The following is a 25,536-nucleotide window of genomic DNA, read 5'->3' as shown; positions in this document are numbered from 1 at the left end:
CGAGTCGGAACCACCCCTTCCCATCCCGAACAGGACCGTGAAACGACTCTACGCCGATGATAGTGCTGCAACCAGTGTGAAAGTAGGTAATCGTCAGGCTCTTACCCCAAAAAAGCCCCGGCTCGTGCGAGTCGGGGCTTTTTGCTTTGCAGCGCCGGAAAAGCGGCAAAAGCGAACACCACCCATTCCATACGTATGCGACAGCAGCGCGCGACCGGCACCTGGCCAACCCCTCCGCCTCTCTCCAACCGTTGCCCCACCGGCTCTGCAGCGACCTCAATGCCAGCCGTCGAGCTGCGACTTCAAGCTGCAGCAGGCAAAACGACGTAAGAACGCCCTTAACCTTAACCAATCCACAAAAAGACCTAAAAACTGCCTACAAAACGACCTGCAAGGCGAAGCAACGACTCGCGGCTCGCAGTCCGCTAGCACATGCGCCATGCGGTCGTAATCACCAAGGCCCGCCTCCGCATTCCTAATTCGGGTGCCGGACGCTCTTCTTCGTCCTATTTCAGACGCGGGGGCTCGATACATTGGCTGTTCCGAGGCAGCCCTTCGCATCGCCGACGCAACATTAGCGCAGCCGCCTATATCTCCGCCTGTGAATGACATCCATAACACCTTGTCTCTCTCGCGAAAAGCTTCGTGATGTTGCTTGAGGACTGTCGCATGAAGCGCGCGAGGGCATACGTTTACAACGCGGGATGTAACCGATTCGTCCGAAGCGCGCACCATGATTGCACGGAAAAATTCACCTATGAGTCAGCGAAAAGGCGCCAACTTGGATTTGAACGCGGTGAAGCCTCGGGTTCGCACGCGGGTGACTAGATCTCCTGAAGCTAGCTGCGTGTTCAACGGGTTCCCAAACGCTGTCCGTTGCGACCCATCAGGATATGTCGACGAACACTGGAGACGGTCCTGCCCTCGCCGATGAAGTCGTCTCACCTTCCAGAGTTCATATCGTCGACTGAAGAAAATCCGGTCGGTGCTGACTAGGCAAGCAGCTGAGTCGCGGCGTCCATCACTAAGGCTATCTCCTCGGCGACGTCCCCTACAACAAAGCGTAAATGAAACCTACTCACGCGGGCAAAAGCAGCGTGCGAACAAGCGGACGCCCGCACCAACGTGTTCACATGCGGAACAGTTGACTTACCGCAAGAGTCAAGATGTAACGAAGCTTTATCTTGGACAAGCTCCAGCGCACACGTCTCCCTGAACCCCGGGGTTCCCGGCAAGACCCTGCAAGCGGCTACGCCTCGCGAATGCCGCGTACTACTCCTGGACTACTCTTCCAATACATCGTCAACACGGAACTGACTACATGAATGCGCGCGTCCTGATCGTCGCCTCGGAGGCGATTCCCCTGATCAAAACCGGTGGGCTAGCCGATGTCATTACTGCCCTCGCCAAGGCGCTTCGCGAACGAGGGGTAGACGCAAGCGTGATGATTCCAGCCTACCCCGCAGCGATGCAGCGCGCGGGGAAGCTTCAGGAGATCGCACGGCTGGAGGACGTGCCGGGCGGAGAGGCGCGGCTACTTGCTGGCGTGGTCCCCGATACGGATATCCCGTTGGTTCTCTTTCAAAATGCGCTGTTCGACCGTCGTACCGCCAATCCCTACGTGGACGACACCGGCGCGGAATTCGCGGACAACGCCATCTGCTTTGCTGCCCTGGCCCACGCAGCCGTAAGGATCTGTGCGGGCAAAACGCCGCTTCCGAAGCCACACGTGGTCCACGCCAACGACTGGCACGCAGGACTCATCCCCGCTCTGCTACGGCTTCAGAACCTTGGCGACGTAGGCAGCCTGCTCACCATCCATAACCTCGCGTTTCAGGGGAATTATCCGATGGACCTCGCGGCGCAACTCGGCATTCCGGAATCGTTGCGGGGCGCCGAAGGTATGGAATTCTGGGGGAACCTCAGTTTCCTCAAGGCCGGCATTCTCTTCGCCGACAAAGTGTCGACGGTGAGTCACTCCTATGCAAGGGAGATCCTCACACCGCGCTTCGGCCACGGCATGGAAGGCATACTCAATGGGCGGCGGAAGGACCTCGTTGCCATCCCAAATGGTGTCGATACGACGTTCTGGAACCCCGATGCGGACGCGCTGATCGCGCGCACATTCAACCACGAGGACATGCGTGGCAAGAGCGCGTGCAAGCGGGACTTGCAGCAGATGTTCGGGTTGCCGCTCGACCCGTTTGCGCCGCTCATGGCAATCGGAAGCCGGATCACGCACCAGAAAATGGCCGATGTCGCCCTGTCCGCCCTGCCGACGGTTCTCGAACAGCACGAGCGCGCACAAGTGATCGTGCTCGGCTGCGGTGAGCGCGCGTACGAACAGGGTTTTGTCGATCTCGCCGAGAGGTTCAAGGGGCGTCTCGCCGTACACATCGGGTACGACGAACGGCGGGCGCACGCATTGCATGCTGGCGCCGACATGCTGCTGCACGGGACACGCTTCGAACCGTTCGGTCTTACACCGCTATATTCGATGCGCTACGGGACGGTGCCGATCGCCTCGCGTGTCGGCGGCATGATCGACTCCATCGTCGACGCCGGCGCAACAGGAGCGATGGCGCCCGCCGCGCGCGGCATTCTGTTCGATGGCGAGCAGACCGAGGACATGGTACGGGCCATAGGACGTGCGTTTGAACTGTATGCGCGACCGATCGACTGGCATGCCATGCAGAGAGAAGCGATGTCCGCCGACTTTTCCTGGAACGGACCGGCGGAAAGCTACGCGAACGTATACGCCGGAATTGCCCCGAACAATGCCAGGGCGCTTTTCCAACCTGTGCCGCCGGAGACCAGTACGGAAGCCCCGCTTTACATGACCGCCTGATGACCCACGGTAGTGTCGCGCGACGGCGCGCACCGGAGCGCCCGCCGCCAGGGCAGTACGTGAAAGCGGTTCGTCACTGCAACGTCAACCCCGACGATATGCGGCCCTGGCCGGCGCCAGCCGATGCTCCGAGTGTCTGTTCAGCGACCGCGGATTCGCCGGAACTGCTTTGCGCAGTTGCGGGTCGCGGATGCAGTGACGCCTGCAGGGGCGGATCCGTGGTTAAGTACACGGGATTCGCCTCGCAAGTCTATGGCTGACAAGCACTGCTTTCGTGAACGAGAAGGAGCGACGCCAGGAGGAAAGCTTTCAAAACCGGTCCTGCTGCCGCTCCCCCGGCATTGCGCAGCAAGCCGACGAGAGAATGCGCGGAAGATGAGCGATCGAACCGCCGCGAAAGGCGGGAAAAAGACAACATACCTTGATGGCATGCATAAATGCGCATGTCGAAATGATCGAATTCAGATTTTCGAAGTCAGAAGACATGGCAGACCTGGCGTACTGCTCCAGGGTGGTGAAGCCCCTGCTTGTAACCGCTTCCGGATGCATGCCAGGAATTGCCCTTGTACTCCAGTGACGAGGCAACGACGTACAGCACTCGTGCGTAACCCAGAAGTTGCATACGCGGGAAAGCGAACCCGAAAAATTTCCTCGCCGACTCATCCATTGAGATTGTTCAAGTTCACGTACTGCAACACATGGTTTCCTAAGCATCAGGCACCACCTGTATGGACGAATTAAATCAAAGAGGTTAAACGAATATGAAAGCAATGATTCTTGCCGCTGGAAAAGGCACCCGAGTACGACCACTGACTTACGACCTGCCCAAGCCGATGATTCCGATTCTCGGCAAGCCGGTCATGGCGTACATCGTCGAGCACCTCGCCAAGTGCGGCGTGCAGGACATCATGGTCAACGTGAGCTATCTGCACGAAAAGATCGAGAGCTACTTCGGAGAGGGACGCCAGTTCGGCGTGCGCATCGGCTACTCGTTCGAGGGCTACGTGGACGGTAACGGGGAAGTCGTTCCGGAAGCGCTGGGTTCCGCCGGCGGGATGAAGAAGATCCAGGAGTTTGGCCGCTTCTTCGACGAGACGACGATCGTCCTCTGCGGTGACGCGATCATCGACCTCGACATCGAGGCGGCTGTCCGCGAGCATAAGCGCAAGGGCGCACTTGCCAGCGTCATCACCCGCGAAGTGCCGTGGGACAAAGTGTCTGACTACGGCGTGGTGGTCGCTGACGAAGCGGGACGCATCCAGAAGTTCCAGGAGAAGCCGAAGCAGGAAGAGGCGCTCTCCAATCTGGTCAGCACCGGCATCTACATCTTCGAGCCGGAGGCGATCGATCTCATTCCGTCCGGGCAGGTGTTCGATATCGGCTCGCAGTTGTTCCCGCTGATGGCGGAGAAGGGCATGGCCTTCTATGCGCAGAAGCATGACTTCCAGTGGCTCGACATCGGCAGCGTCACCGACTACTGGGGCGTGCTGCAAAGCGTGCTGACCGGCGAAGTGCCGGGTATGGAAGTGCCGGGCGCGCAGATTCGCGAGGGTGTCTGGGGTGGCCTGAATACCCGTATCGAGTGGGAAGGCACCACCATCGAAGGTCCGGTGTACATCGGCGCGGGCTGCCACATCGAGGCCGGCAGCAAGATCATCGGGCCGACCTGGATTGGCCATGGCAGCCATATCTGCGCCGGCGCCGAAGTGACGCGCAGCGTGCTGTTCGAATACACGCGTGTCCTGCCGGGGACCGCCCTGGAAGAGGCGATTGTCTGCGGCGACTACAGTGCCGACCGCAAGGGCAACATGGTGCGGGTCGCGGACGACGATGAGATCGGCCTCAACAATGCCCGTGACCGCCGCGTCCTTCCGCGCAGGGACGATGACGAGCCCGTGATGCTGCAGACGCAGCGGCGCGCGGCCGCCGTCGAACAGGTCGCGCTCTCGTACGGTCGCTGAACCCAAACTTCCTGGGATGAAGAGGCGCGGTGTACCGCGCCTCTTTCATTTGCGCAGTGCCGGAAGCACGTGCTCGGAGAACATCGACACGAACCGCTCCTGGTCGCGGTGCACGTTGTGCAGATAGATCCTCTCGAAGCCCATCTCAATATCGGATGCAAGCCAGTCGACATGCCGCTCCATGCTGGACGACACCCTGATGCTGCCTGCCACGTCCTCCGGCGTGAGGGGCGCTGTCGCCCTGGCGAAAGCCTGCGGCGAAGCGAGTTCGGACAGTGCATCGCTTCCGAGTGCAGCCTGCGGCCATTCGACGCGCGCAGCATGCAGCGCTTCATCGTCGCTCCGCGCGAAGCTGAGCGTGACCTGAAGGAACATCGGCTTGCCGGCGCCGCCGCCATCGCGAAAGGCGTCGACGATGGCCTTCATCTGCGCCGGCTGCTGTGCAACGGTGACCATGCCATCCGCCCAACTGCCCATCCATGCCGCCGTCTCGGGACTGAGGCACGCGCCGATCACCGGGGGCGGCGTCGACGGGCGCGAATAGAGCCTGGCTCCGGCGACGTTCACCAGGCCCTGGTGGTCGACGGTTTCGCCGGCCCACAACGCCCGCATCACATCCACGCATTCCTTCAAGCGCCGGTTGCGGGTTGCCTTGTCCGGCCAGCGTTCGCCCACGATGCATTCATTCAGGGCCTCGCCACTGCCGACTGCAAGCCAGAAGCGCTGCGGGAACATTTCCGCCAGTGTCGCCGCCGCCTGCGCGATCAGCGCCGGATGATAGCGCTGGCCCGGCGCGCAGACGGTGCCAAGGGACATGGAGCAGGCCTGCAACGCCGCACCAAGCCAGGACCAGGCAAAGCCGCTTTGGCCCTGCTGTTCCGTCCAGGGATGGAAATGGTCCGAGCACATCGCCGCGTCGAAGCCGGCATCCGCCGCGAGGCGCAGATGGCGCAGGAGCCGCGAGGGAGGGTATTGCTCGTGCGAGCAGTGGTAGCCGATCGTGGCCATTGCGTTTCTCCGTCATCAACCGCTAGGCTGCGGCAGGACGCCGCAGGGCATGCGGGAGTAGACAGCAACGCGCACGAAACATGCGCAGCGAGACGGCGTCACCTTGATGGAAAGCAGGACAGCCGCGCCGCCGCCAGCGGCGCGCTATGCTTCCAGGAGGCAGTATCCGGCAGGACCGAGGTGCAGCCCGTGGTCGTCGATCTCCAGGTTCTGGCCGAGTATGGCGGAGGCCCAGCCATTGTTCGGCACCCTGCGGGGCGCGGTATCCATGTTGAAGAAACAGGTGATGGCGCTGTCACCCTTGCGGCGGGTGAAGGCAAGCACGCCATCCGGGGCATCAAGCAGTTCGATACTGCCGTCGGCCAGCGCCGGCGTCGCCTTGCGCAGGGCAATCATCCTGCGGGTGAACTGCAGCATCGAGCCGGACTCGGCTTCCTGGGCTTGCACATTCATCTCGATATGGCGGACGTCAACCGGGAGCCAGGGCTCGGCGCGGCTGAAGCCACCATGCGCATCGCCGTTCCACGGCATCGGGGTGCGGCAGCCGTCCCGGCCCTTGAACTTGGGCCAGAAGGAAATGCCGAACGGGTCCTGGATGCGCTCGAATGGAACGTCAGCCTGCGGCAAGCCCAGTTCCTCTCCCTGGTACATGCATATGTCGCCGCGCATCGCGAACATCAGTGCAAGCGACTGTTTTGCCGCCTGCAGCATGTCGCGCCCGTTTTGCCACCGGCTCGCCACGCGGGGCTTGTCGTGGTTGCTCATGGCATAGCACGGCATGGCGGGCGCGCGGATGCTGTCTTCCAGGGTGCGGATCACATTGCGCACGGTACTGGCGCTGCCGTCCGGCTGCATCAATGCAAAGCTGTAAGCGGCATGCAGCCTGCCGGCTCCGGTGTACTGGCCCATCAGTTTCAGTGCATCGTGGCCGCCGACCTCGGCCAGGCTGTAGGCATTGTAGGCGTCGAGCAGCCCGCGCACCTTCTCGAGGAAGGGCAGCATCTCCGGTCGCGCCTGGTCGTACACATGGAGCTGGAATCCGTAGGGATGCAGCGCGGTGCTGGTGTCTTCCCGCGGCGGGTTGTTGCGGAGCAGCTGATCCTGGAAGATGTGGTTGCAGGCGTCGAAACGGAAACCCGACACGCCGAGGTCCAGCCAGTACTCCATCTCCCTGAGCACCGCCGCCTGGACCTGCGGATTGTGCATGTTCAGATCGGGCTGGCTCGAGAAAAAGGAGTGGAAATAGTATTGCCTGCGCTCTGCATCCCAGCGCCAGGCCGGTCCGCCGAATACCGACACCCAGTTGTTGGGCGGGCTGCCGTCCGGCCTTGCGTCCGCCCACAGGTACCAGTCCGACTTGTCGTTCTCCTTTGCCCGGCTCTGCTTGAACCAGGTGTGCTCTTCCGAAGTGTGGGAGATGACCATGTCGACGATAACGCCGAGCTTGAGCTGCTTCGCCCGGCGCATCAGGCTGCGAAAGTCATCCATGCTGCCGAAGATCGGGTCGACGGCACGATAGTCGGACACGTCATAGCCGAAGTCCTTCATCGGCGACTTGAAGAAGGGGCTGATCCATATCGCGTCCACCCCCAGGCTCTTGATGTAGTCCAGCTTCTGCTCGATGCCGGCGAGGTCGCCGATGCCGTCGTCGTTGGAGTCGTGGAAGCTGCGCGGGTATACCTGATAAATGATCATCACAATGTCTCGGGTTGTGTCGGTGGCGGCGGGTCGCGGACGTCGATGCGTCTTTGTCGGCCCATTGTATTTCCGCTCGTTACGGACATGCGGCTAGTAGAGCGGAGGAAACGCGGTTTTGTTCCTCCGATGCAACGAAACGCACATCCTTTATCGCCGTTTCAGAAGGCATCCAGCCCGTGCCCCGGGAGAAGCTTGTGATTTCTGCATGCAGCGGGGCGAACAAATTGTCATTTCTGATGCTCTATCTGGCATGCCTGCGGCTCCGAGCGGCGTCGTGCGGCCAAGCCTGTTTTTCCGATCCCTGAATCCAGCGAAGAAGACAAGAAGATGGATATTGCAACGCCGTACCTGCCGAGAATCTGCTCTATCGACAAGCGCTTTTCCCGCACGCTTCCGGACCTGGAGGCCGCGCTCGACCACTGCGCGGGCATGGGATTCGACCATGTGCTGCTGCTGGCGCCGGCCGACGATGCCGCCGTGACCGAAGCAGGCGCGGCCTGCGCCGCCCGTCAACTGCGCCTGCTGATCGATTTCGACCCCGGCAGCATCGGATGCGACCAGGCGGTGGTCGAACGCCAGCCAGGCTGGTTCGAACATCAGGGCATCAACGACGATCTGCCCGATCCGCGCCGGCGTCCTGCGCAGAGCTTGCGGCGGAACGTCCGCTACGCCAGCGAGGAAGTGCTCGGGCAGGTACTGGACTACTGGCGGCAGCGCCTGCAGTCGTGGGTGGCCGCGGGCGTGAAGGGGTTTCGCTGCCTGCGCGTGGCCGATGCGCCGCCTGCTTTCTGGCGCGGCCTGATCGATGAGATGCGACGCGAGGGGATCCGCTTCCTCGCATGGACGCCGGGCTGCACGCCGGAACAGCTTGCAGCGCTCGCCGGCTGCGGTTTCGACGCGACCTTCTCCTCGGCGGCGTGGTGGGATTTCCGCTCGCGCTGGCTGATCGACGAGCATGAGCGCCTGGCAACCGTGGCGCCGCCAATCGCCTTTCCCGACGCGCCGGACGAGCCGGTGGTGGAACGTATCGCGGGCAATGAGGACAGCGCATCGCGTTGCCGTATCTACCGACGCGCGCTGATGCTGGCCGCCGCGACCGGCAATGGCATCCTGGTCCCGCTTGGCTTTGAACAGGGCCTGCCGCGCGGCAGCAAGGTGGCTGGCGACGCGGCGCAGCCGATCTGCGACCTGACCCAGGACGTGGCGCAGGCCAATGCCTTCGTAGCCGACAGCGCACGCTTTCATCGCGGCGCCTTGCGGCTGCTCAGCGGCGCGGATTCCGGCATCGGCATCCTGCTACGGCTCGGCGTGGACAACGAGGCGCTGCTGATCGTGGCCAACGGCGACATTGCGCGCAGCTGCGGCGTCAACGAGGCGGAGCTGCTGCGCCGCGCCGACGGGTTCATCCGCACGCAGCGCCTGTGGCCGCAGGCGGACCAGGCCGAAGCGGTGATGCACAACCTCGACATGCCGCCGGCTGATTTGCAGGTATTTGTTGCCGGTCGCCGGCCGCCGGTGCTGCTGCCGGCGGGGCGCGGCAAGCAGGCGGTGACGGCGGCGGCGCGCTGCCCGCGCATCGCGATCGAATCAATCAGCCCGGCGGTCGACGGCGGCAAGTTCCCGGCCAAGCGGAGCGTTGGCGAGACAGTGCAGGTGGAAGCCGATGTGTTCGTCGACGGCCACGACAAGCTTGCCGTGGCCCTGCTGTGGCGCCCGGCGGACGAGCCGGACTGGCAGGAAGTGCGCATGCATCCGCTCGGAAATGATCGCTGGGGCGCCATCCTGCCCCTGATGCGCCTTGGCCGCCACCTGTTCGCCATCGAGGCCTGGCGCGACGTGTTCGCGACCTACCGGGATGAACTTGAGAAGAAGACCAGCGCCGGCCTGAACGTGTCGCTCGAACTGGAGGAAGGCAGGCTGCTGGTGGAAGCCGCGGCCGCGCATGCGCAGGAAAAAGACCTGCCTGCCGCCGAGGCCCTGAAGGCGCTGGCCAAGACCTTGAAAGCCACGCGCGAAAAGAGCAAGGCGGCCGCGCGCGACGCGGAGCGTGTCGCCGCGCTGTTGTCGGAGCCGACGGCGGAGGCGATGCGGGAGGCGGACGCCAGGCCGTTCGCGGTGCGCAGCGAGCCGTTGCGCATCGATGTCGAGCGCACCGCCGCGCGCTTCTCCAGCTGGTATGAGCTGTTCCCGCGCTCGCAGAGTGGCGATCCGCACCGGCATGGAACATTCAATGACGTGATCGCGCGCCTGCCCGCGATCCAGGCGATGGGCTTCGACACGCTCTATTTCCCGCCCATCCATCCGATCGGGCGCAAGCATCGCAAGGGCCGCAACAACAGCCTGGAAGCGGGACCGGATGACCCGGGCAGCCCGTACGCCATCGGCGCCGAGGAGGGCGGCCACGATGCACTGCATCCGGAACTCGGCACGATAGAGGACTTCCGCAGGCTGCGAGACGAGGCGGCGCGCCACGGACTGGAGCTCGCCCTCGACTTTGCGATCCAGTGCTCGCCCGACCACCCGTGGCTGCGCGACCATCCGGAATGGTTCGCCTGGCGGCCGGACGGCAGCATCCGCTACGCCGAGAACCCGCCGAAGAAATACCAGGACATCGTCAATGTCGACTTCTACGCCGAGGGCGCGGTGCCGGGATTGTGGATGGCGCTGCGCGACGCGGTGCTGTTCTGGGTGAAGGAGGGGGTACGCGTGTTCCGTGTCGACAATCCGCACACCAAGCCGCTGCCGTTCTGGGAGTGGATGATCGGCGACATACGGGCACGCTACCCCGACACCATCTTCCTGTCGGAGGCCTTCACCCGGCCGCGCATGATGTACCGCCTCGCGAAGATCGGCTATTCGCAGTCCTACACCTACTTCACCTGGCGTCATACGAAGGAAGAGTTCACCGAGTACATGACCGAGCTGACCACCACCCCGGTGCGCGAATACTTCCGTCCGCACTTCTTCGTCAACACGCCGGACATCAATCCGTACTTCCTGCAGCGTTCCGGCCGCCCCGGCTTCCTGATCCGCGCCGCGCTTGCCGCCACGCTGTCGGGACTGTGGGGCGTGTACAGCGGGTTCGAGCTGTGCGAGGGCACGCCGGTGCCCGGCAAGGAGGAGTACCTCGATTCGGAGAAATACGAGATCCGCGCCTGGGACTGGCAGCGGCCGGGCAACATCATCCCGGAGATCACCGCACTGAACCGCATCCGGAAGGAAAACCCGGCGCTGCAGACGCACCTGGGCATCCGCTTCCTTCCGGCCGGCGACGACAACATCCTGTTCTTCATGAAGTCGACCGAGCCGGCCGACAGCTGCCAGCGCTTCGGGGACAACGTCGTGCTGGCGGCGATCAATCTCGATCCGTTCAACGCGCACGACACGAGCATCGAATTGCCGCTGTGGGAATTCGGGCAGCCCGACGACGGCGAACTGGAGGTCGATGACCTCGTCAACGGCGGCCTGCAGCGATGGCAAGGCAAGCACCAGCACATCCGGCTGGATCCATTCGTCTGTCCTTACGCCATCTGGCGCGTGCGTCACAGGGGGGCCTGACATGGACAGACGCAAATCCGCAAGACAGACATTGGGCGCACAAGTGACACGTTTCAGCGACGACCAGCACTGGTACAAGGACGCGATCATCTACCAGCTGCACGTAAAATCCTTTTTCGACAGCAACAACGACGGCATCGGCGATTTCGCCGGGCTGATCGAGAAGCTCGACTACATCGCCGACCTCGGCGTCAACACCATCTGGCTGCTGCCGTTCTATCCGTCCCCGCGGCGCGACGACGGCTACGACATCTCCGAATATCGCGGCGTGCATCCGGACTACGGCTCGATGGCCGACGCGAGGCGTTTCATCGCCGAGGCGCACCGCCGCGGCCTGCGTGTCATCACCGAGCTGGTGATCAACCACACCTCGGACCAGCATCCCTGGTTCCAGCGCGCCCGCAAGGCCAAGCCCGGGTCCGCCGCGCGCGACTTCTACGTCTGGTCCGACAACGACGAGACCTACGCCGGCACCCGCATCATCTTCTGCGATACCGAAAAATCGAACTGGACCTGGGACCCGGTGGCCAATGCCTTCTTCTGGCACCGCTTCTATTCCCATCAGCCCGACCTCAACTTCGACAACCCGAAGGTGCTGAAGGCGGTGCTCGGCGTAATGGAATTCTGGCTCGACCTCGGCGTCGACGGCCTGCGCCTGGATGCCGTGCCCTACCTGATCGAGCGCGACGGCACCAGCAACGAGAACCTGCCCGAGACCCACGACATCCTGAAACGCATCCGCGCCGAGGTCGATCGCGCCTATCCGGGGCGGATGCTGCTGGCCGAAGCGAACATGTGGCCGGAGGATGTGCTGCAGTACTTCGGGAACAACGACGAATGCCACATGGCCTTCCACTTCCCGCTGATGCCGCGCATGTACATGGCACTGGCCCAGGAGGACCGCTTCCCGGTGGTCGACATCCTGCGCCAGACGCCGGAGATCCCGCCCGAATGCCAGTGGGCGATTTTCCTGCGCAACCATGACGAACTGACGCTGGAGATGGTTACCGACAAGGAGCGCGACTACCTATGGAACCACTACGCGTCGGAGAAGCGGGCGCGCATCAACCTCGGCATCCGGCGCCGCCTGCTGCCGCTGCTGGAACGCGATCGCCGGCGCGCGGAGCTGCTGAACAGCTTCCTGCTGTCGATGCCCGGCACGCCGGTGATCTACTACGGCGACGAGATCGGCATGGGCGACAACATCCATCTCGGCGACCGGGACGGCGTGCGTACCCCGATGCAATGGACGCAGGACCGCAACGGCGGCTTTTCCCGCGCCGATCCCGCGAGGCTCGTGCTGCCGCCGATCATGGACCCGGTCTACGGTTTCCAGGCGGTGAACGTCGAGGCGCAGAGCGCGGATCCGTATTCGATGCTCAACTGGACGCGTCGCATGCTGGAGGTGCGCAAGCAGCATTGCGCATTCAGCCGCGGCACCATGACCCTGCTGTACCCGAGCAACCGGCGCATCCTGGCGTACCTGCGCGAGTTTCGCCCCGGCGAGGGCGGCGAAAGCACCGAGACGATCCTGTGCGTGGCCAACGTGTCGCGCTCGGCGCAGGCGGTGGAACTGGACCTGTCCATCTATGCGGGCCGGGTGCCGGTCGAGATGGTGGGCGGCTCGGCCTTCCCGCCGATCGGGCAGCTGCCCTACCTGCTGACGCTGCCGCCCTACGGGTTCTACTGGTTCCTGCTGGCTTCCGAGGCGCGCATGCCGGCCTGGCACGCGCCGGCGCCGGAGCCGCTGCCCGAGCTCAATACGCTGGTGTTGCGGCATAACGTGGCCGAGGTGATGGATCCGCAACGTCGCTCGGTGCTCGAGAAGGAGGCGCTGCCCGCATACCTGCCCAAGCGGCGCTGGTATTCTGCCAAGCAGGAGAAGCTGCGCAGCGTGCATATCGCCCTGGCGACCACCCTTCCCGGCGCGCAATCACGGCCCAACATCATGCCGACGATGCTCGCCGAGATAGAAGCCCACACCGACGCCGGCATCAACCGCTACCTGCTGCCGCTCGGCTTCATCCGCGAGGAAGACATCGTCACCGCCCTGCCGCACCAGCTGGCGCTGGCGCGCGTGCGCCGCGGACGCAATGTCGGCCTGCTGACCGATGCCTTCGTGCTCGATTCGTTCGCCTACGCAGTGATCGAGCTGCTGCGGGCGCGCGCCCGGGTGCCGTCCTCGGACGGCGAGGTGCATTTCATCCCCACGCCCGCGCTGGATGCGATCGATACCGGCCCGGACCCGGCCATCCGCCGCATGTCGGCCGAGCAGTCGAACAGCTCGATGGTGCTCGCGGACTGCATGGTGCTGAAGGTCATCCGGCGCATCCTGCCCGGCGTGCATCCGGAGGCCGAGATGGGCCGCTACCTGACCGCCCTCGGTTACGCCAATGCGCCCGCCATGCTCGGCGAAGTCACCCGCATCGCGGCCGACGGCACCCGCTGCACGATGCTGATGCTGCAGCAGTTCATCCACAACCAGGGCGATGCGTGGCAGTGGACGCTGGACACCGTTTCCAGGGCGATCCAGCACGTGGCGGTGAGCGAGTCGGCCGCCGCGTCCGAGCTGAGCACCGAGATTTCCGACCCCCGTGTCGAACTGGAGGAGCTGTCGACGATGCTCGGCAAGCGGCTCGGCGAGCTGCATGCCGCGCTCGCGACGCCGACCGACGATCCCGATTTTGCGCCGGAGCCGGCCGGCGAGGACGACGTGCGGGAGTGGGCGGAGGGGGCCCGCAGGCAGATCGAGGCGGCCTTCGCCGTCCTGCGCGGCAAGTCGGACTGGACCACCGATGCGGAAGCGCGGCGCGCCGCCCGGCTGCTCGAACAGCGGGACGTGCTGCTGGAACGGCTGGCGCAGATGGCCCGCGCCGGCATCGGTACCACCCGCATCCGCATCCATGGCGACTTCCATCTCGGCCAGGTCCTTGTCGCGCACGGCGACGTGTACATCGTCGACTTCGAAGGAGAGCCGGCCAAGCCGCTGGAGCAGCGGCGCGGAAAAAGCAGTCCGCTGCGCGACGTGGCCGGGCTGATGCGGTCGTTCGACTATGCTGCGGCATTCGCCGCCCGCGGCGGACCCGGCGACCTCGGCGAGACCGCCGAACTGCGCAAGCAGGAAATCCTGCGCGATTTCTCCCCGTCCTGCCAGCAAGCCTTCCTGACGGCATACCGGGAGGCGATCGCAGGCAGTCCGGTGGCGGCGCCGACGGATGCCGAGCGCGGCCTGCTGCAGCTGTTCGTGCTGGAGAAAGCGGCCTACGAGGTCTGCTACGAGGCGGCCAACCGGCCCGGCTGGGTGCCGGTGCCGATGAACGGCATGTCGAAGATCGTCGACGAACTGCTCGGCGGATGAGGGCGACAGCGGTGGACAACAACAACGAATACAGAAGGAGTGCAGGCGAATGAGCGAGTTAACCGACGAGCTGATCGGCGTCGACGACGCGGTGATCGGGATGGTGGTCAATGGAGGGCTGGCCGATCCGTTCGCCGTGTTCGGACCGCACCGGGTGGGAGACCGGATGCTGGTCAGGACCTTCCAGCCGGGCGCCCGCGCCGTCGATATCGTTGCCCGCGCGGAGCGCGACGGCGAAGGGCGCGTGATCGAATCGCTGTACAACGTCAACCAGACCGGCTTCTTCGTCAGCACCACGCCTGCCCTGGGCGCCGTCGAGGAGTACGCGCTGCGGATCACCTGGCCGACGGCGGAGGGCGGCGAGCATGTACAGTACACCGAGGATCCGTACGCTTTCGGCCTGCTGCTGGGCGAGCTCGACATGCACCTGCTGGCGGAGGGCAACCATCTCGAGCTGGCGCGTTGTCTGGGCGCCAACCCGATGACGGTGGATGGCGTGCCCGGCACCCGCTTCGCGATCTGGGCGCCCAATGCGCGCCGGGTGTCGGTGGTCGGCGACTTCAACCAGTGGGACGGCCGGCGGCATCCGATGCGCAGGCGCGTCGAGGCCGGGGTATGGGAACTGTTCATCCCCCGCGTCGGCAGCGGCACCCGCTACATGTACGAGATCGTCGCCCCGGACGGCAATGTCCTGCCCCTGAAGGCCGACCCGGTCGCGCGCGCCACCGAGACGCCGCCGTCGACGGTGTCGCTGGTGGCGTCCGACGTGCCGTTCCGCTGGACCGACGACGCGTGGATGCGCGAACGGCCCGGCCGTCACAGACCCGATGCACCGCTGTCGATCTACGAGGTGCACGCCGGCTCCTGGCTGCGCGTCCTGGAAGAGGACAATCGCAGCCTCGACTGGCATGAGCTTGGCGACCGCCTCATTCCGTACGTGGTCGGCATGGGATTCACCCATGTCGAGTTCCTGCCGGTGATGGAGCACCCGTTTGGCGGCTCCTGGGGCTACCAGCCGCTCGGACTGTTTGCGCCGAGCGCGCGCTTCGGCACGCCCGCCGGCTTCGCCTCGTTTGTCGACCGCTGCCACGCGGCCGGGATTGGCGTGATCCTGGACTGGGTGCCGGCGCATTTTCCGTCGGATGCCCATGGCCTCGCCCGCTTCGACGGCACCGCCCTGTATGAGCACCAGGACCCGCGCGAGGGCTTCCACCAGGACTGGAACACGCTGATCTACAATCTCGGCCGCAATGAGGTGGTCGGCTTCCTGGTCGCCAGCGCGCTCGAATGGCTGGAGCATTTCCACGTCGACGGCCTGCGTGTGGATGCTGTCGCGTCCATGCTCTACCGCGACTACAGCCGCAAGGCCGGGGAGTGGGTGCCGAACATCCACGGCGGGCGCGAGAACCTGGAGGCGGTGGCCTTCCTGCGCAAGCTGAACCAGGTGATCGCGCAGCGCTGCCCGGGCACGCTGATGATCGCGGAGGAATCGACGGCCTGGCCGGGCGTGTCGAAGCCGGTGGAGGAGGGCGGACTCGGCTTCACCCACAAGTGGAACATGGGCTGGATGCACGACACCCTGCGCTACATCGCCTACGACCCGCTGTACCGGCAACACCACCACCACGACATGACTTTCGGCCTGGTGTACGCGTTCTCCGAGCGCTTCGTGCTGCCGATCTCGCATGACGAGGTGGTGCACGGCAAGGGCTCCCTGCTGAACAAGATGCCGGGGGACGTGCACCAAAAGCTGGCCAACCTGCGCGCCTATTTCGGTTTCATGTGGACGCATCCCGGCAAGAAGCTGCTGTTCATGGGATGCGAGTTCGGGCAGCACGCCGAGTGGAACCACGACGGCTCGCCGGAGTGGAACCTGCTCGATGCCGCCGGCCATCGCGGCGTCCAGCGGCTGGTACGCGACCTGAACCGGATCTACGCCGCCGAGCCGGCGCTGCACCGGTTCGACACCTCGCCCGAGGGCTTCGCCTGGTTGATCGGGGACGACAACCGCAACAGCGTGTTCGCCTTCCTGCGCAAGGGCAGGGAGGACGACGCGCCGCTGCTGGTGGTGCTGAACATGACGCCGGTCCAGCGCGAGCACTACCGGATCGGCGTGCCGGCGGCCGGCCCTTGGCGCGAGCTGCTCAACACCGATGCGGATGTCTATGGCGGCTCCGGGGTCGGCAATGGCGAGCTGCAGGCGGAGCCGCAGGCGGCGCACGGCATGCCGCAGTCGCTGTCGCTGCGCCTGCCGCCGCTGTCGGCGCTGGTGCTGAAGCCGGCATCGCGGGCATGACCGCAGTCGTCCTGCCCTTGCCGGCGGTCGAGGCGGGCGCGCCCTATCCGCTGGGCGCGAGCTATGACGGCAGCGGTACCAACTTCGCCGTGTTTTCCGCCCATGCGGTCAAGGTCGAGCTTTGCCTGTTCGATGCGGCCGGGCGGCACGAGATCGCGCGCGTGCCGCTGCCCGAGTGCACCAACGAGGTATGGCACGGTTACCTGCCCGGGGTGCATGCCGGCGCGTTGTACGGTTACCGCGCCTACGGGCCCTACCGCCCCGAGGAGGGGCACCGCTTCAATCCCAACAAGTTGCTGCTGGACCCCTACGCCAGGCAGATCCACGGCCAGGTGCGCTGGACGGACGCCCTGTACGCCTACCGCTACCACTCCCCGCGCGGCGACCTGTCGTTCGACCGTCGGGACAGTGCGCCGGCGATGCCGAAGGCCGTCGTCGCCGATGCCAACTTCAACTGGCACGACGACCGGCCGCCGAACGTGCCATGGGAGAAGACGGTCATTTACGAAGCGCATGTGCGCGGGCTCACGATGCGTGCCGAGCAGGTGCGCCCGCGCGAGCGCGGAACCTTCGCCGCCCTCGCCGATCCTTTCGTGATCGACCACCTGACGCGGCTGGGCGTGACGGCCGTCGAGCTGCTGCCGGTGCATGCCTTCCTGCAGGACCGCCGGCTGGTTGCCATGGGCCTTGCCAATTACTGGGGGTACAACACCTTGTCGTACTTCGCGCCGGAGCCGCGCTACCTCTCGGATGGTTCGCCCAACGAGATGCGGCATGCCGTCCGGCAGCTGCACGCCGCAGGCATCGAAGTCATCCTCGACGTGGTCTACAACCATACCTGCGAGGAAAGCGAGCTGGGCCCGACCATCTCATTGCGCGGACTCGACAATGCCAGCTACTACAGGCTGCAGGCCGGCAACCATCGCCACCTGGTCAACGATACCGGCTGCGGCAATACCCTGAACATGTCGCATCCCCGGGTGATCCAGCTGGTGATGGACTCGCTGCGCTACTGGGTGCAGGAGTTCCACGTCGACGGCTTCCGCTTCGACCTCGGGGCGACCCTCGGACGCGAGGTGAACGGCTTCGACCCCGGCGCGGGCTTCTTCGACGCGCTGCTGCAGGACCCGGTGCTGGCGAAGGTCAAGCTGATTTCCGAACCCTGGGATATCGGACCCGGCGGCTACCAGGTCGGTAACCACCCGGCCGGCCTCGCGGAATGGAACGACCGCTTCCGCGACGATGTGCGCTCGTTCTGGAAGGGCGACAGCGGCATGCGCGGTCCCCTCGCCGGACGCCTGCTCGGGTCGCCGGAACTGTTCAATCATCACCGGCGGCGTGCCTGGACCTCGGTCAACTTCGTCACGGCCCATGACGGCTTCACCCTGCACGACCTGGTGAGCTACAACCGCAAGTACAACGAGGCCAACGGGGAGAACAACCGGGACGGCAGCGATCACAACCGCAGCTACAACTGGGGGGTGGAAGGGCCGAGCGACGATCCCGAGGTCACCGCCACGCGGGAGCGGGTCAAGCGCGCGATGCTGATGACCCTGTTCTTCTCCAACGGCACGCCGATGCTGCTCGGCGGCGACGAGTTCGGCCGCACGCAGGCCGGCAACAACAACCCCTACTGCCAGGACAATTCCCTGTCCTGGGTCGACTGGACGCTGGCGGAGAGCGAGGCCGGCAAAACGCTGTTCGACTTTACGCGCCGCTGCATCGACCTGCGCCGCAAACTCGCCAGCCTGCGCAGCTCGCGCTTCCTGACTGCCAATACCAAGACTCTGCACGGCATGCCCGACATCGGCTGGTTCGACGAGACCGGCAGCGAGATGACGCCTGAGCGATGGCATTTCAGCGAAGGGCGACTGCTGGCCTTGCGCCGCGTGGCGGCTGACCGCCAAAGCGGCAGGGTGTGCGCTTCGCTGCTGCTGCTCAACGCCTTTTCGGAAGACAGGGAGTTCCAGCTGCCCCTGCCGGCAATCGCATGGCGCACCGCGATCGACGCCGCCGAAGGACAACGCCCGGAGCTGCACCCGGAACACAACCGCATTCTTGTCGCCGCCCACAGCGCGGTATTACTGGTGAACGATGATGTCCCAACTTGACTACTCATTCGGCGCGCGCCTGGTCGCGCCCAATCGCACCCGCTTCCGTTTCTGGGCGCCGGGCACGCAGCAGGTCAGTCTCGAGATCGACGGCCGCCCGTCCATGCCGATGCGGGCAGGCGTCGACGGCTGGTTCGACGTGGAGGCCGACTGCGGCCCGGGCAGCCGTTACCGCTACCGCGTCGGAGACGACATGGCGGTGCCCGATCCCGCTTCACGGTTGCAGGCAGGCGACGTCCATGATGCCAGCGTGGTCTGCGACCCGGACAGCTATCAGTGGAAGAACACCGACTGGCAAGGCCGGCCCTGGCACGAGACGGTGCTGTACGAGCTGCATCCGGGCGCGCTCGGCGGCTTTGCCGGCATCGCGCGCCAGCTGCCGACGCTCGCGGAGCTCGGCTTCACCGCGATCGAGCTGATGCCGATCGCCGACTTCCCCGGACAGCGCAACTGGGGCTATGACGGCGTGCTGCCGTATGCTCCCGACACTGCCTACGGCACGCCGGAGCAGCTGAAGGAACTGATCGACACCGCGCACGGCCTCGGCATGATGGTCTTCCTGGACGTGGTGTACAACCATTTCGGCCCGGACGGCAATTATCTCGGTGCCTATGCGGGCGATTTCTTCCGCGACGACATCAAGACGCCCTGGGGCCAGGCCATCGACTTTCGCCGGCGCCAGGTGCGCGACTACTTCATCGAGAATGCGATCTACTGGCTCGACGAATACCGTTTCGACGGCTTGCGCTTCGATGCCGTGCATGCAATCAGCGAGAAGGACTTCCTGGTGGAGATGGCCGAACGCATCCGTGCGGCCTTCCCGCCCGAGCGCCATCTGCACCTGGTGCTGGAGAACGACGACAACAGCGCACGCATGCTGGCGCAGCAGCCCGGCCGCCTGTATGACGCGCAATGGAACGACGACCTGCATCACGTGCTGCACGTGATGCTGACCGGCGAGCACGAAGGCTACTATGCCGGTTACATCAACCAGGCCGCGGAACGGCTGGCGCGCGGGCTGTCGGAAGGATTCGTCTACCAGGGCGAGGCCCCGCTCTACCCGGGCGGCGAACCGCGCGGCGAGCCGAGCGGCCATCTGCCGCCGACTTCCTTCGTGCTGTTCCTGCAGAACCACGACCAGATCGGCAACCGGGCGTTCGGCGACCGGCTCACCACGCTGTCGCATCCCGACGCGCTGCGTGCGGCGAGCGCCTTGCTGCTGCTGTCGCCGCACATTCCACTGGTGTTCATGGGCGAGGAAATTGGCGCGACGACGCCGTTCCTGTACTTCACCAGCCATCTCACGCAGGAACTGGCCGACGCCGTGCGTAATGGCCGGCGGGAGGAATTCGCGCGCTTCTCGTCGTTCTCCGCGCCGGAGACGCGGGAACGCATTCCCGACCCGAATGCGGAGTCGACCTTCACGGCATCGATCCCGGTGGCGGACGCGCTGGTGGCGTCGAGCTGGCGTGACTGGTACAAGGGCGTGCTGGCGATCCGCCATGCGCAGATCGTTCCCCGGCTGCCGGGCGCGCGCGCGCTCGACACCCAAGTGCTCGGGCCGCGCGCGGTCAAGGCTAGATGGATGATGGGCGACGGCCGGGTGCTGATGATCGCGATCAATCTCGGCGCCGCGCCGGTGGCGATCAGCTACGAACAGCTGGCCGACGGCCGGGGCGGCACCATCCTGTTCGAGACCCAGGAAGTGCCGGACGCCGCCCTGCGCGGGGAGCTGCCTGCGCACGCGATCATCGTCCTGCTGGAGCCAGCGCCATGAACGACGCCAAGCTTTTCCAGCTGGCCGACGCGGCCGGGCTGATGCGCGACTGGACCAGCTTCAACGGAGAACCGCGGCAGGTGGCGCCGGACGCCCTGCGTACGATCCTGGATGCGCTCGGCCTGCCGAGCGCGACTGCGCAGGATTGCGATCACAGCCTCGCGCAGCTGGCCGCGCTCGAGGGCGGCGCCGCGATGCCGCCGCTGGTGACCGGGCTCGCCGGGCAGGCGCTGCAGCTGAAGCTCCCGGCGTCGCTGGCGGATACCGCGTACAGCATCGAGCGCGAGGATGGCGGCCGCATCGACGGCCGCTTTCCGGCCGACCCGGCGGCGGGCGCGACGCTGCCCGCGATCGACGCACCCGGGTATCACCTGCTGCGTACTGCACAAGGCGATACCCGCCTGGCCGTCGCGCCGCCCGGCTGCTTCGGCGTGACCGACGCGCTGGCCGCCGGGCGCGATACGGACGCGCAGGCCGCCCGGGTCTGGGGCCTCGGCGTGCAGCTTTACTCGCTGCGGCGGCCGGGCGACGGCGGCTTCGGCGACTACACGGCGCTGCAGCAGCTGGTGCGTACGGCCGCCGGCCATGGCGCTGCCGCGGTCGCGATCAGCCCGGTGCATGCGATGTTCAGTGCCGACGTGCATCGCTTCAGCCCGTATGGCCCATCCAGCCGGCTGTTCCTCAACGTGCTGCATGTCGATCCGGCCGCAGTGCTCGGCCAGCAGGCGCTGGCCGAGGCGATGGCAGAAGAGGGCGATGATGTCGCCGCGAAGCTGGCATCGCTGGAGCAGCTGGCGCTGATTGACTGGCCTGCTGCTGCGGCGCTGCGCCTGAAGCTGCTGCGCCGGCTGTACGGCAAGTTCCTGCAGCAGGGCGACCGCAGCGATTTCGAGGCTTTCCGTGCGCGCGAGGGCAGTGCCTTGCGCGACCATGCCTGCTTCGAGGCGATCCATGCCTGGCGGCTTGCACAAGGCGAGGATGGCGACTGGCGTCATTGGCCGGAGGGCCTGCGCGACCCGCGCGGCGCCCAGGTGGAACGCTTTGCCCGCGACTATGCGGACGATGTCGGCTTCCACGAGTTCCTGCAGTGGCAGGCTGCGCGGGGGCTCGGCGGCGCGCAGCAAGCGGCCCGTGATGCCGGCATGCCGATCGGCCTGATCGCCGACCTCGCGGTCGGCGCCGACAGCAGCGGCAGCCAGGCATGGAGCCGGCAGGCGGAGATCATCAACGGACTGTCGGTCGGCGCGCCGCCCGACCAGCTCAACACCCGCGGCCAGAGCTGGGGTATCGGCGCCTTCTCTCCGCAGGCGATGAAGGCCAGGGGCTTCGGCGCCTACCTGGAAATGCTGCGGGCGACCTTCGCCCACGGCGGCGGCGCCCGCATCGACCATGTGCTCGGACTGGCCCGCCTGTGGCTGGTGCCGCACGGCGCCTCACCCGAGGAGGGCGCCTACCTGCGCTATCCGCTCGACGACCTGCTGCGCCTGATCGCACTCGAGTCGTGGCGGCATCGCGCGATCGTCATCGGGGAGGATCTTGGCACGGTGCCCAAGGGTTTCGACACGACGCTGGCGCAGGCCGGGCTGCTCGGCATCCGCCTGCTGCATTTCCAGCAGGACGGGCACCGCTTCTTCAAGCCGTCCGAATACCCGGTCAGTGCGATCGCCACCACCACCACCCACGACCTGCCGACCTTCGCCGGCTGGTGGGAAGGGCGCGATATCGACTGGCGCGCGCGCCTCAACCTGCTCGAACCGGGGCAGACCGGGGCCGATGCGCATGATGGTCGCGCGCAGGAGCGGCGCAAGTTGTGGCAGGCGCTCGACGCAGAGGGGCTGGTCCAGGGCCCCATGCCGCCGCCCGCCGCCGATCAGGCCCCGATCGAGGCGGCGCTGGCGTTCGTGGCCGCCACGCCCGCGCCACTGGCGGTCCTGCCGGTCGAGGACGCGCTTGGCCTGGCCGAGCAGCCCAACCTGCCGGGGACCATCGACGAGCATCCGAACTGGCGGCGACGGCTGCCGCAACCGGTCGGCGATCTGCTCGACGCGCCAGCCGTACGCGCGCGCCTGGCCGTAATGAACAAACAACGCAACTTCCAAGGAGAGCAGTGATGGCGATTCCCCGCGCCACCGCCCGGCTGCAGCTGCACAAGGATTTCGGCTTTGACGACGCGGCCGAAGTCGTTCCGTACTATGCCGCGCTCGGCATCAGCCATATCTATGCATCGCCCATCCTGACCGCCCGCGCGGGCTCCACCCACGGCTACGACATCGTCGATCCGACCCGCATCAATCCGGAACTCGGCGGCGAGGAAGGCCTGCGCCGCCTGGTCGAACGCATTCGCGCGCACGGAATGGGCCTGATCCTCGACATCGTGCCCAATCACATGGGCGTCGGCCCGGAGAATCCCTGGTGGCAGCATGTGCTCGAATGGGGGCAGGACAGCCCGTACGCGCGCTGGTTTGACATCGACTGGCAGCCCGCCGACGAGACCTTGCACGGCAAGGTGATGGCGCCCTTCCTCGGGCAGCCGTACGGCGACGTGCTGGCAGCCAACGAGATCCGCCTCCAGTTCGATGCCACGCGCGGCAGGTTCCACGTCGCCTACTATTCGCACCAGTTCCCGGTCACTCCGGCGAGCTACCCCGACATCCTGCGCGCCACCGGCGCGGAACGGCTCGCCCCGATTGCCACCGCGTTCGAGCCCGAGGAAGACGCACAGGGAAATGCCGGCCTGCCGAATGCGAGCCGCGGCTTCAGCCAGCTGTGCGAACTGGCGCAGGACAGCGAGGGAAGCAGCCTGATTGCAGCGGCGACCGCCGCCTTCTCCGCCGAAACGCCGCAAGGCATGGAACGCCTGCATCAGTTGCTGGAGCGCCAGCACTATCGACTCGCCTGGTGGCGCTGCGCGGCCGACGGCATCAACTGGCGCCGGTTCTTCGAAGTGACCGATCTCGCCGGCGTGCGGGTGGAGCAGGACGATGTGTTCGAGGCGACGCACGCGTTGATCTTCCGCCTCTTCACCGAAGGGCTGATCGACGGCGTACGCATCGACCATGTCGACGGCCTCGCCGATCCGGGCGCGTACTGCCGCAAGCTGCGCGGCCGCCTGCAGGCCCTGTCGGCACAGCGGCCTGCGACCCTGCCGCCGGATCCGGCCTGGATCATCGTCGAAAAGATCCTCGGCCAGGACGAACAGTTGCGGGCCAACTGGGAAATCGACGGCACCAGCGGCTACGACTTCATGGACCGTGTCGGTGCGCTGCTGCATGACCGCGCAGCCGAGGCGCCGCTCGGTGCGCTGTGGACGCAACTCACCGGCCAGCCCGACGATTTCCATGCCGAAGTGCGGCAGGCGCGACGGCGTCTGCTGGCCAACAACCTGGCCGGCGAATTCGAGGCGGCCTCCCGCGCCTTGCATGCCCTGGCACGCACCGACCTGCGCACGCGGGACTTCTCCCTTGGCGCGATCCGGCGCGTGTTCACCGAATTCCTGGTGGCCTTCCCGGTGTATCGCACCTATGTGGATGCCAACGGCTGCGACGAGACCGACGCCGCCGTGATCGAACGTACGCTCGAGCATGCCCATCAGTCGGTGGACCGCACCGAACGCCAGCTGCTCGACGTGCTGGCCGGATGGTTCGGCCGCGCCGCACCGCGCGACGCCGCGTCGCCGAAGGTACGGCGTCTGCACCAGCGCGCCATCACGCGCTTCCAGCAGCTGACCCCGCCGCTGGCGGCCAAGTCGGTGGAGGACACCGCCTTCTACCGCTACGGCCGGCTGCTCTCGCGCAACGAGGTCGGTTCCGACCCGGCGCAATTCGCACTGGACCTGCAGGCGTTCCACGAAGGTAACCGGATCCGTGCAGAACGCTTCCCCGCCTGCCTGCTCGCCACCGCTACCCATGACCACAAGCGGGGAGAGGATGTGCGCATGCGCATCGCCGTGCTAAGCGAGATGCCGCAGGACTGGGAGCGGGCGGTGCGCGAATGGATGGGGCTGAACGCACCGCTGCGGGCGGCGCTGGAGGCCGACGACGATACCCCGCCGCACGCGCCGCAACCGGGCGACGAGCTGATGCTGTACCAGACCCTGGTCGGCGCCTGGCCGCTGGACCTCGATCCCGCCGATGCGGACGGCATTCGCCGCTTCGCCGAACGCATCGACCAGTGGCAGACCAAGGCACTGCGCGAGGCCAAGCAGGTGAGCAACTGGGTGCAGCCGAACGAAGCCTACGAGAACGGCTGCCGCCGGTTCCTGCACGCCATCCTCGACGCCCGCGCGGACAACGCCTTCCTGCCGCTGCTCACCGGCTTCGTGCGCCGCATCGCCGCGGCCGGCGCGGCAAAGAGCCTGTCCCAGGCGCTGTTGCGGATGACCTGCCCCGGCATACCCGATCTGTACCAGGGAACGGACATGTGGGACCTGAGCCTGGTCGATCCGGACAACCGGCGTCCGGTCGACTATGCGCTGCGCCGGCAGGCGCTGGAGGGCGCGGGCGAGCGCCTGCAGGCGGACGACTGGCGCAGCGGCGTGCTGAAGCAGCAGCTCGTGGCGCGCACGCTGGCGCTGCGCAAGCGCGACCCGGCGCTGTTCGCGGCGGGAACCTATGCGGCCGTCGCGGCCGAGGGGCCGCAGGCGGGCCGCGTGCTTGCCTTCCTGCGACGGCACGAGCAGCGGGCCGTGCTGGTGGTCGCGACGCTGTTTCCGCAGGCGGTGCTGGCCGATCCTGCCTCGGTGGCACCGGCTGCCGATGCGTGGAAGGACACCATGCTGATGCTGCCGGATGGCGTACAGGGCGAGTGGACCGACCTGTACGGCGGCAGCGCATTCAGGTCCGAGGACGGCAAGCTTGCGCTGGAGCGTGTACTGGGGCAGTTGCCGGTCGCGCTGCTGGTTTGCGGCGCGCCGCAATGAGCG

Annotated in this window: 11 protein-coding genes and 1 rRNA gene; 10 read left to right on the top strand and 2 right to left on the bottom strand. The window is 66.0% G+C overall.

Annotated elements, in window-relative coordinates; all coding sequences use genetic code 11:
* From rrf to VIM12_RS00120, 3 genes are all read left to right on the top strand, one after another.
* Positions 1–99, top strand: a 5S ribosomal RNA gene (gene rrf / locus VIM12_RS21310); the annotation flags it as partial.
* A 1,222-nt stretch (positions 100–1,321) separates the two neighbouring features.
* Positions 1,322–2,848, top strand: coding sequence for a glycogen synthase GlgA (gene glgA / locus VIM12_RS00125; RefSeq protein ID WP_331939567.1), 1,527 nt, complete (start codon positions 1,322–1,324; stop codon positions 2,846–2,848).
* Between the two features lie 770 nt (positions 2,849–3,618).
* On the top strand, positions 3,619–4,809 hold the full coding sequence (locus tag VIM12_RS00120) for an NDP-sugar synthase (RefSeq protein ID WP_331939570.1): 1,191 nt from the start codon (positions 3,619–3,621) through the stop codon (positions 4,807–4,809).
* Positions 4,810–4,854: 45 nt separating this feature from the next.
* On the opposite strand, the gene VIM12_RS00115 is transcribed toward VIM12_RS00120, so the two are convergent.
* Together VIM12_RS00115 and VIM12_RS00110 are read right to left on the bottom strand one after the other, a co-directional pair.
* On the bottom strand, positions 4,855–5,817 hold the full coding sequence (locus tag VIM12_RS00115) for a TIGR03885 family FMN-dependent LLM class oxidoreductase (protein WP_331939566.1): 963 nt from the start codon (positions 5,815–5,817) through the stop codon (positions 4,855–4,857).
* Positions 5,818–5,961: 144 nt separating this feature from the next.
* Complete coding sequence (locus VIM12_RS00110; RefSeq protein ID WP_331939565.1) at positions 5,962–7,512, bottom strand: alpha-amylase family glycosyl hydrolase; 1,551 nt, start codon at positions 7,510–7,512, stop codon at positions 5,962–5,964.
* Between the two features lie 330 nt (positions 7,513–7,842).
* Here VIM12_RS00110 and VIM12_RS00105 point away from each other — a divergent pair, with 330 nt between their 5' ends.
* From VIM12_RS00105 to treY, 7 genes are read left to right on the top strand one after another with little or no spacing between them, the layout of a single operon-like run.
* On the top strand, positions 7,843–11,073 hold the full coding sequence (locus VIM12_RS00105; protein ID WP_331939564.1) for an alpha-1,4-glucan--maltose-1-phosphate maltosyltransferase: 3,231 nt from the start codon (positions 7,843–7,845) through the stop codon (positions 11,071–11,073).
* A 1-nt stretch (position 11,074) separates the two neighbouring features.
* Positions 11,075–14,431: a maltose alpha-D-glucosyltransferase gene (treS, locus tag VIM12_RS00100; RefSeq protein WP_414691730.1), complete on the top strand. Its 3,357-nt coding sequence runs from the start codon at positions 11,075–11,077 to the stop codon at positions 14,429–14,431.
* Between the two features lie 49 nt (positions 14,432–14,480).
* Complete coding sequence (gene glgB, locus VIM12_RS00095; RefSeq protein ID WP_331939562.1) at positions 14,481–16,727, top strand: 1,4-alpha-glucan branching protein GlgB; 2,247 nt, start codon at positions 14,481–14,483, stop codon at positions 16,725–16,727.
* Entirely contained in the window at positions 16,724–18,838 is a 2,115-nt protein-coding gene (gene glgX, locus VIM12_RS00090) for a glycogen debranching protein GlgX (protein ID WP_331939561.1), read from the top strand. Before glgB ends, glgX begins: the two co-directional genes overlap by 4 nt.
* A complete protein-coding gene (treZ, locus tag VIM12_RS00085; RefSeq protein ID WP_331939569.1) occupies positions 18,825–20,615 on the top strand; it encodes a malto-oligosyltrehalose trehalohydrolase in 1,791 nt (596 codons plus the stop codon). Before glgX ends, treZ begins: the two co-directional genes overlap by 14 nt.
* Complete coding sequence (gene malQ, locus VIM12_RS00080; RefSeq protein ID WP_331939560.1) at positions 20,612–22,726, top strand: 4-alpha-glucanotransferase; 2,115 nt, start codon at positions 20,612–20,614, stop codon at positions 22,724–22,726. Before treZ ends, malQ begins: the two co-directional genes overlap by 4 nt.
* Positions 22,726–25,533 (top strand): malto-oligosyltrehalose synthase, encoded by a 2,808-nt coding sequence (gene treY, locus VIM12_RS00075; protein WP_331939559.1) that lies wholly within the window; start codon positions 22,726–22,728, stop codon positions 25,531–25,533. The genes malQ and treY overlap by 1 nt, the downstream gene beginning before the upstream one ends.
* Positions 25,534–25,536 lie beyond the last annotated feature (3 nt).

This window comes from Noviherbaspirillum sp., from assembly GCF_036563305.1.
Classification (GTDB): Bacteria; Pseudomonadota; Gammaproteobacteria; order Burkholderiales; family Burkholderiaceae_D; genus Noviherbaspirillum.
This window is presented reverse-complemented; position numbering and strand designations above follow the sequence as displayed.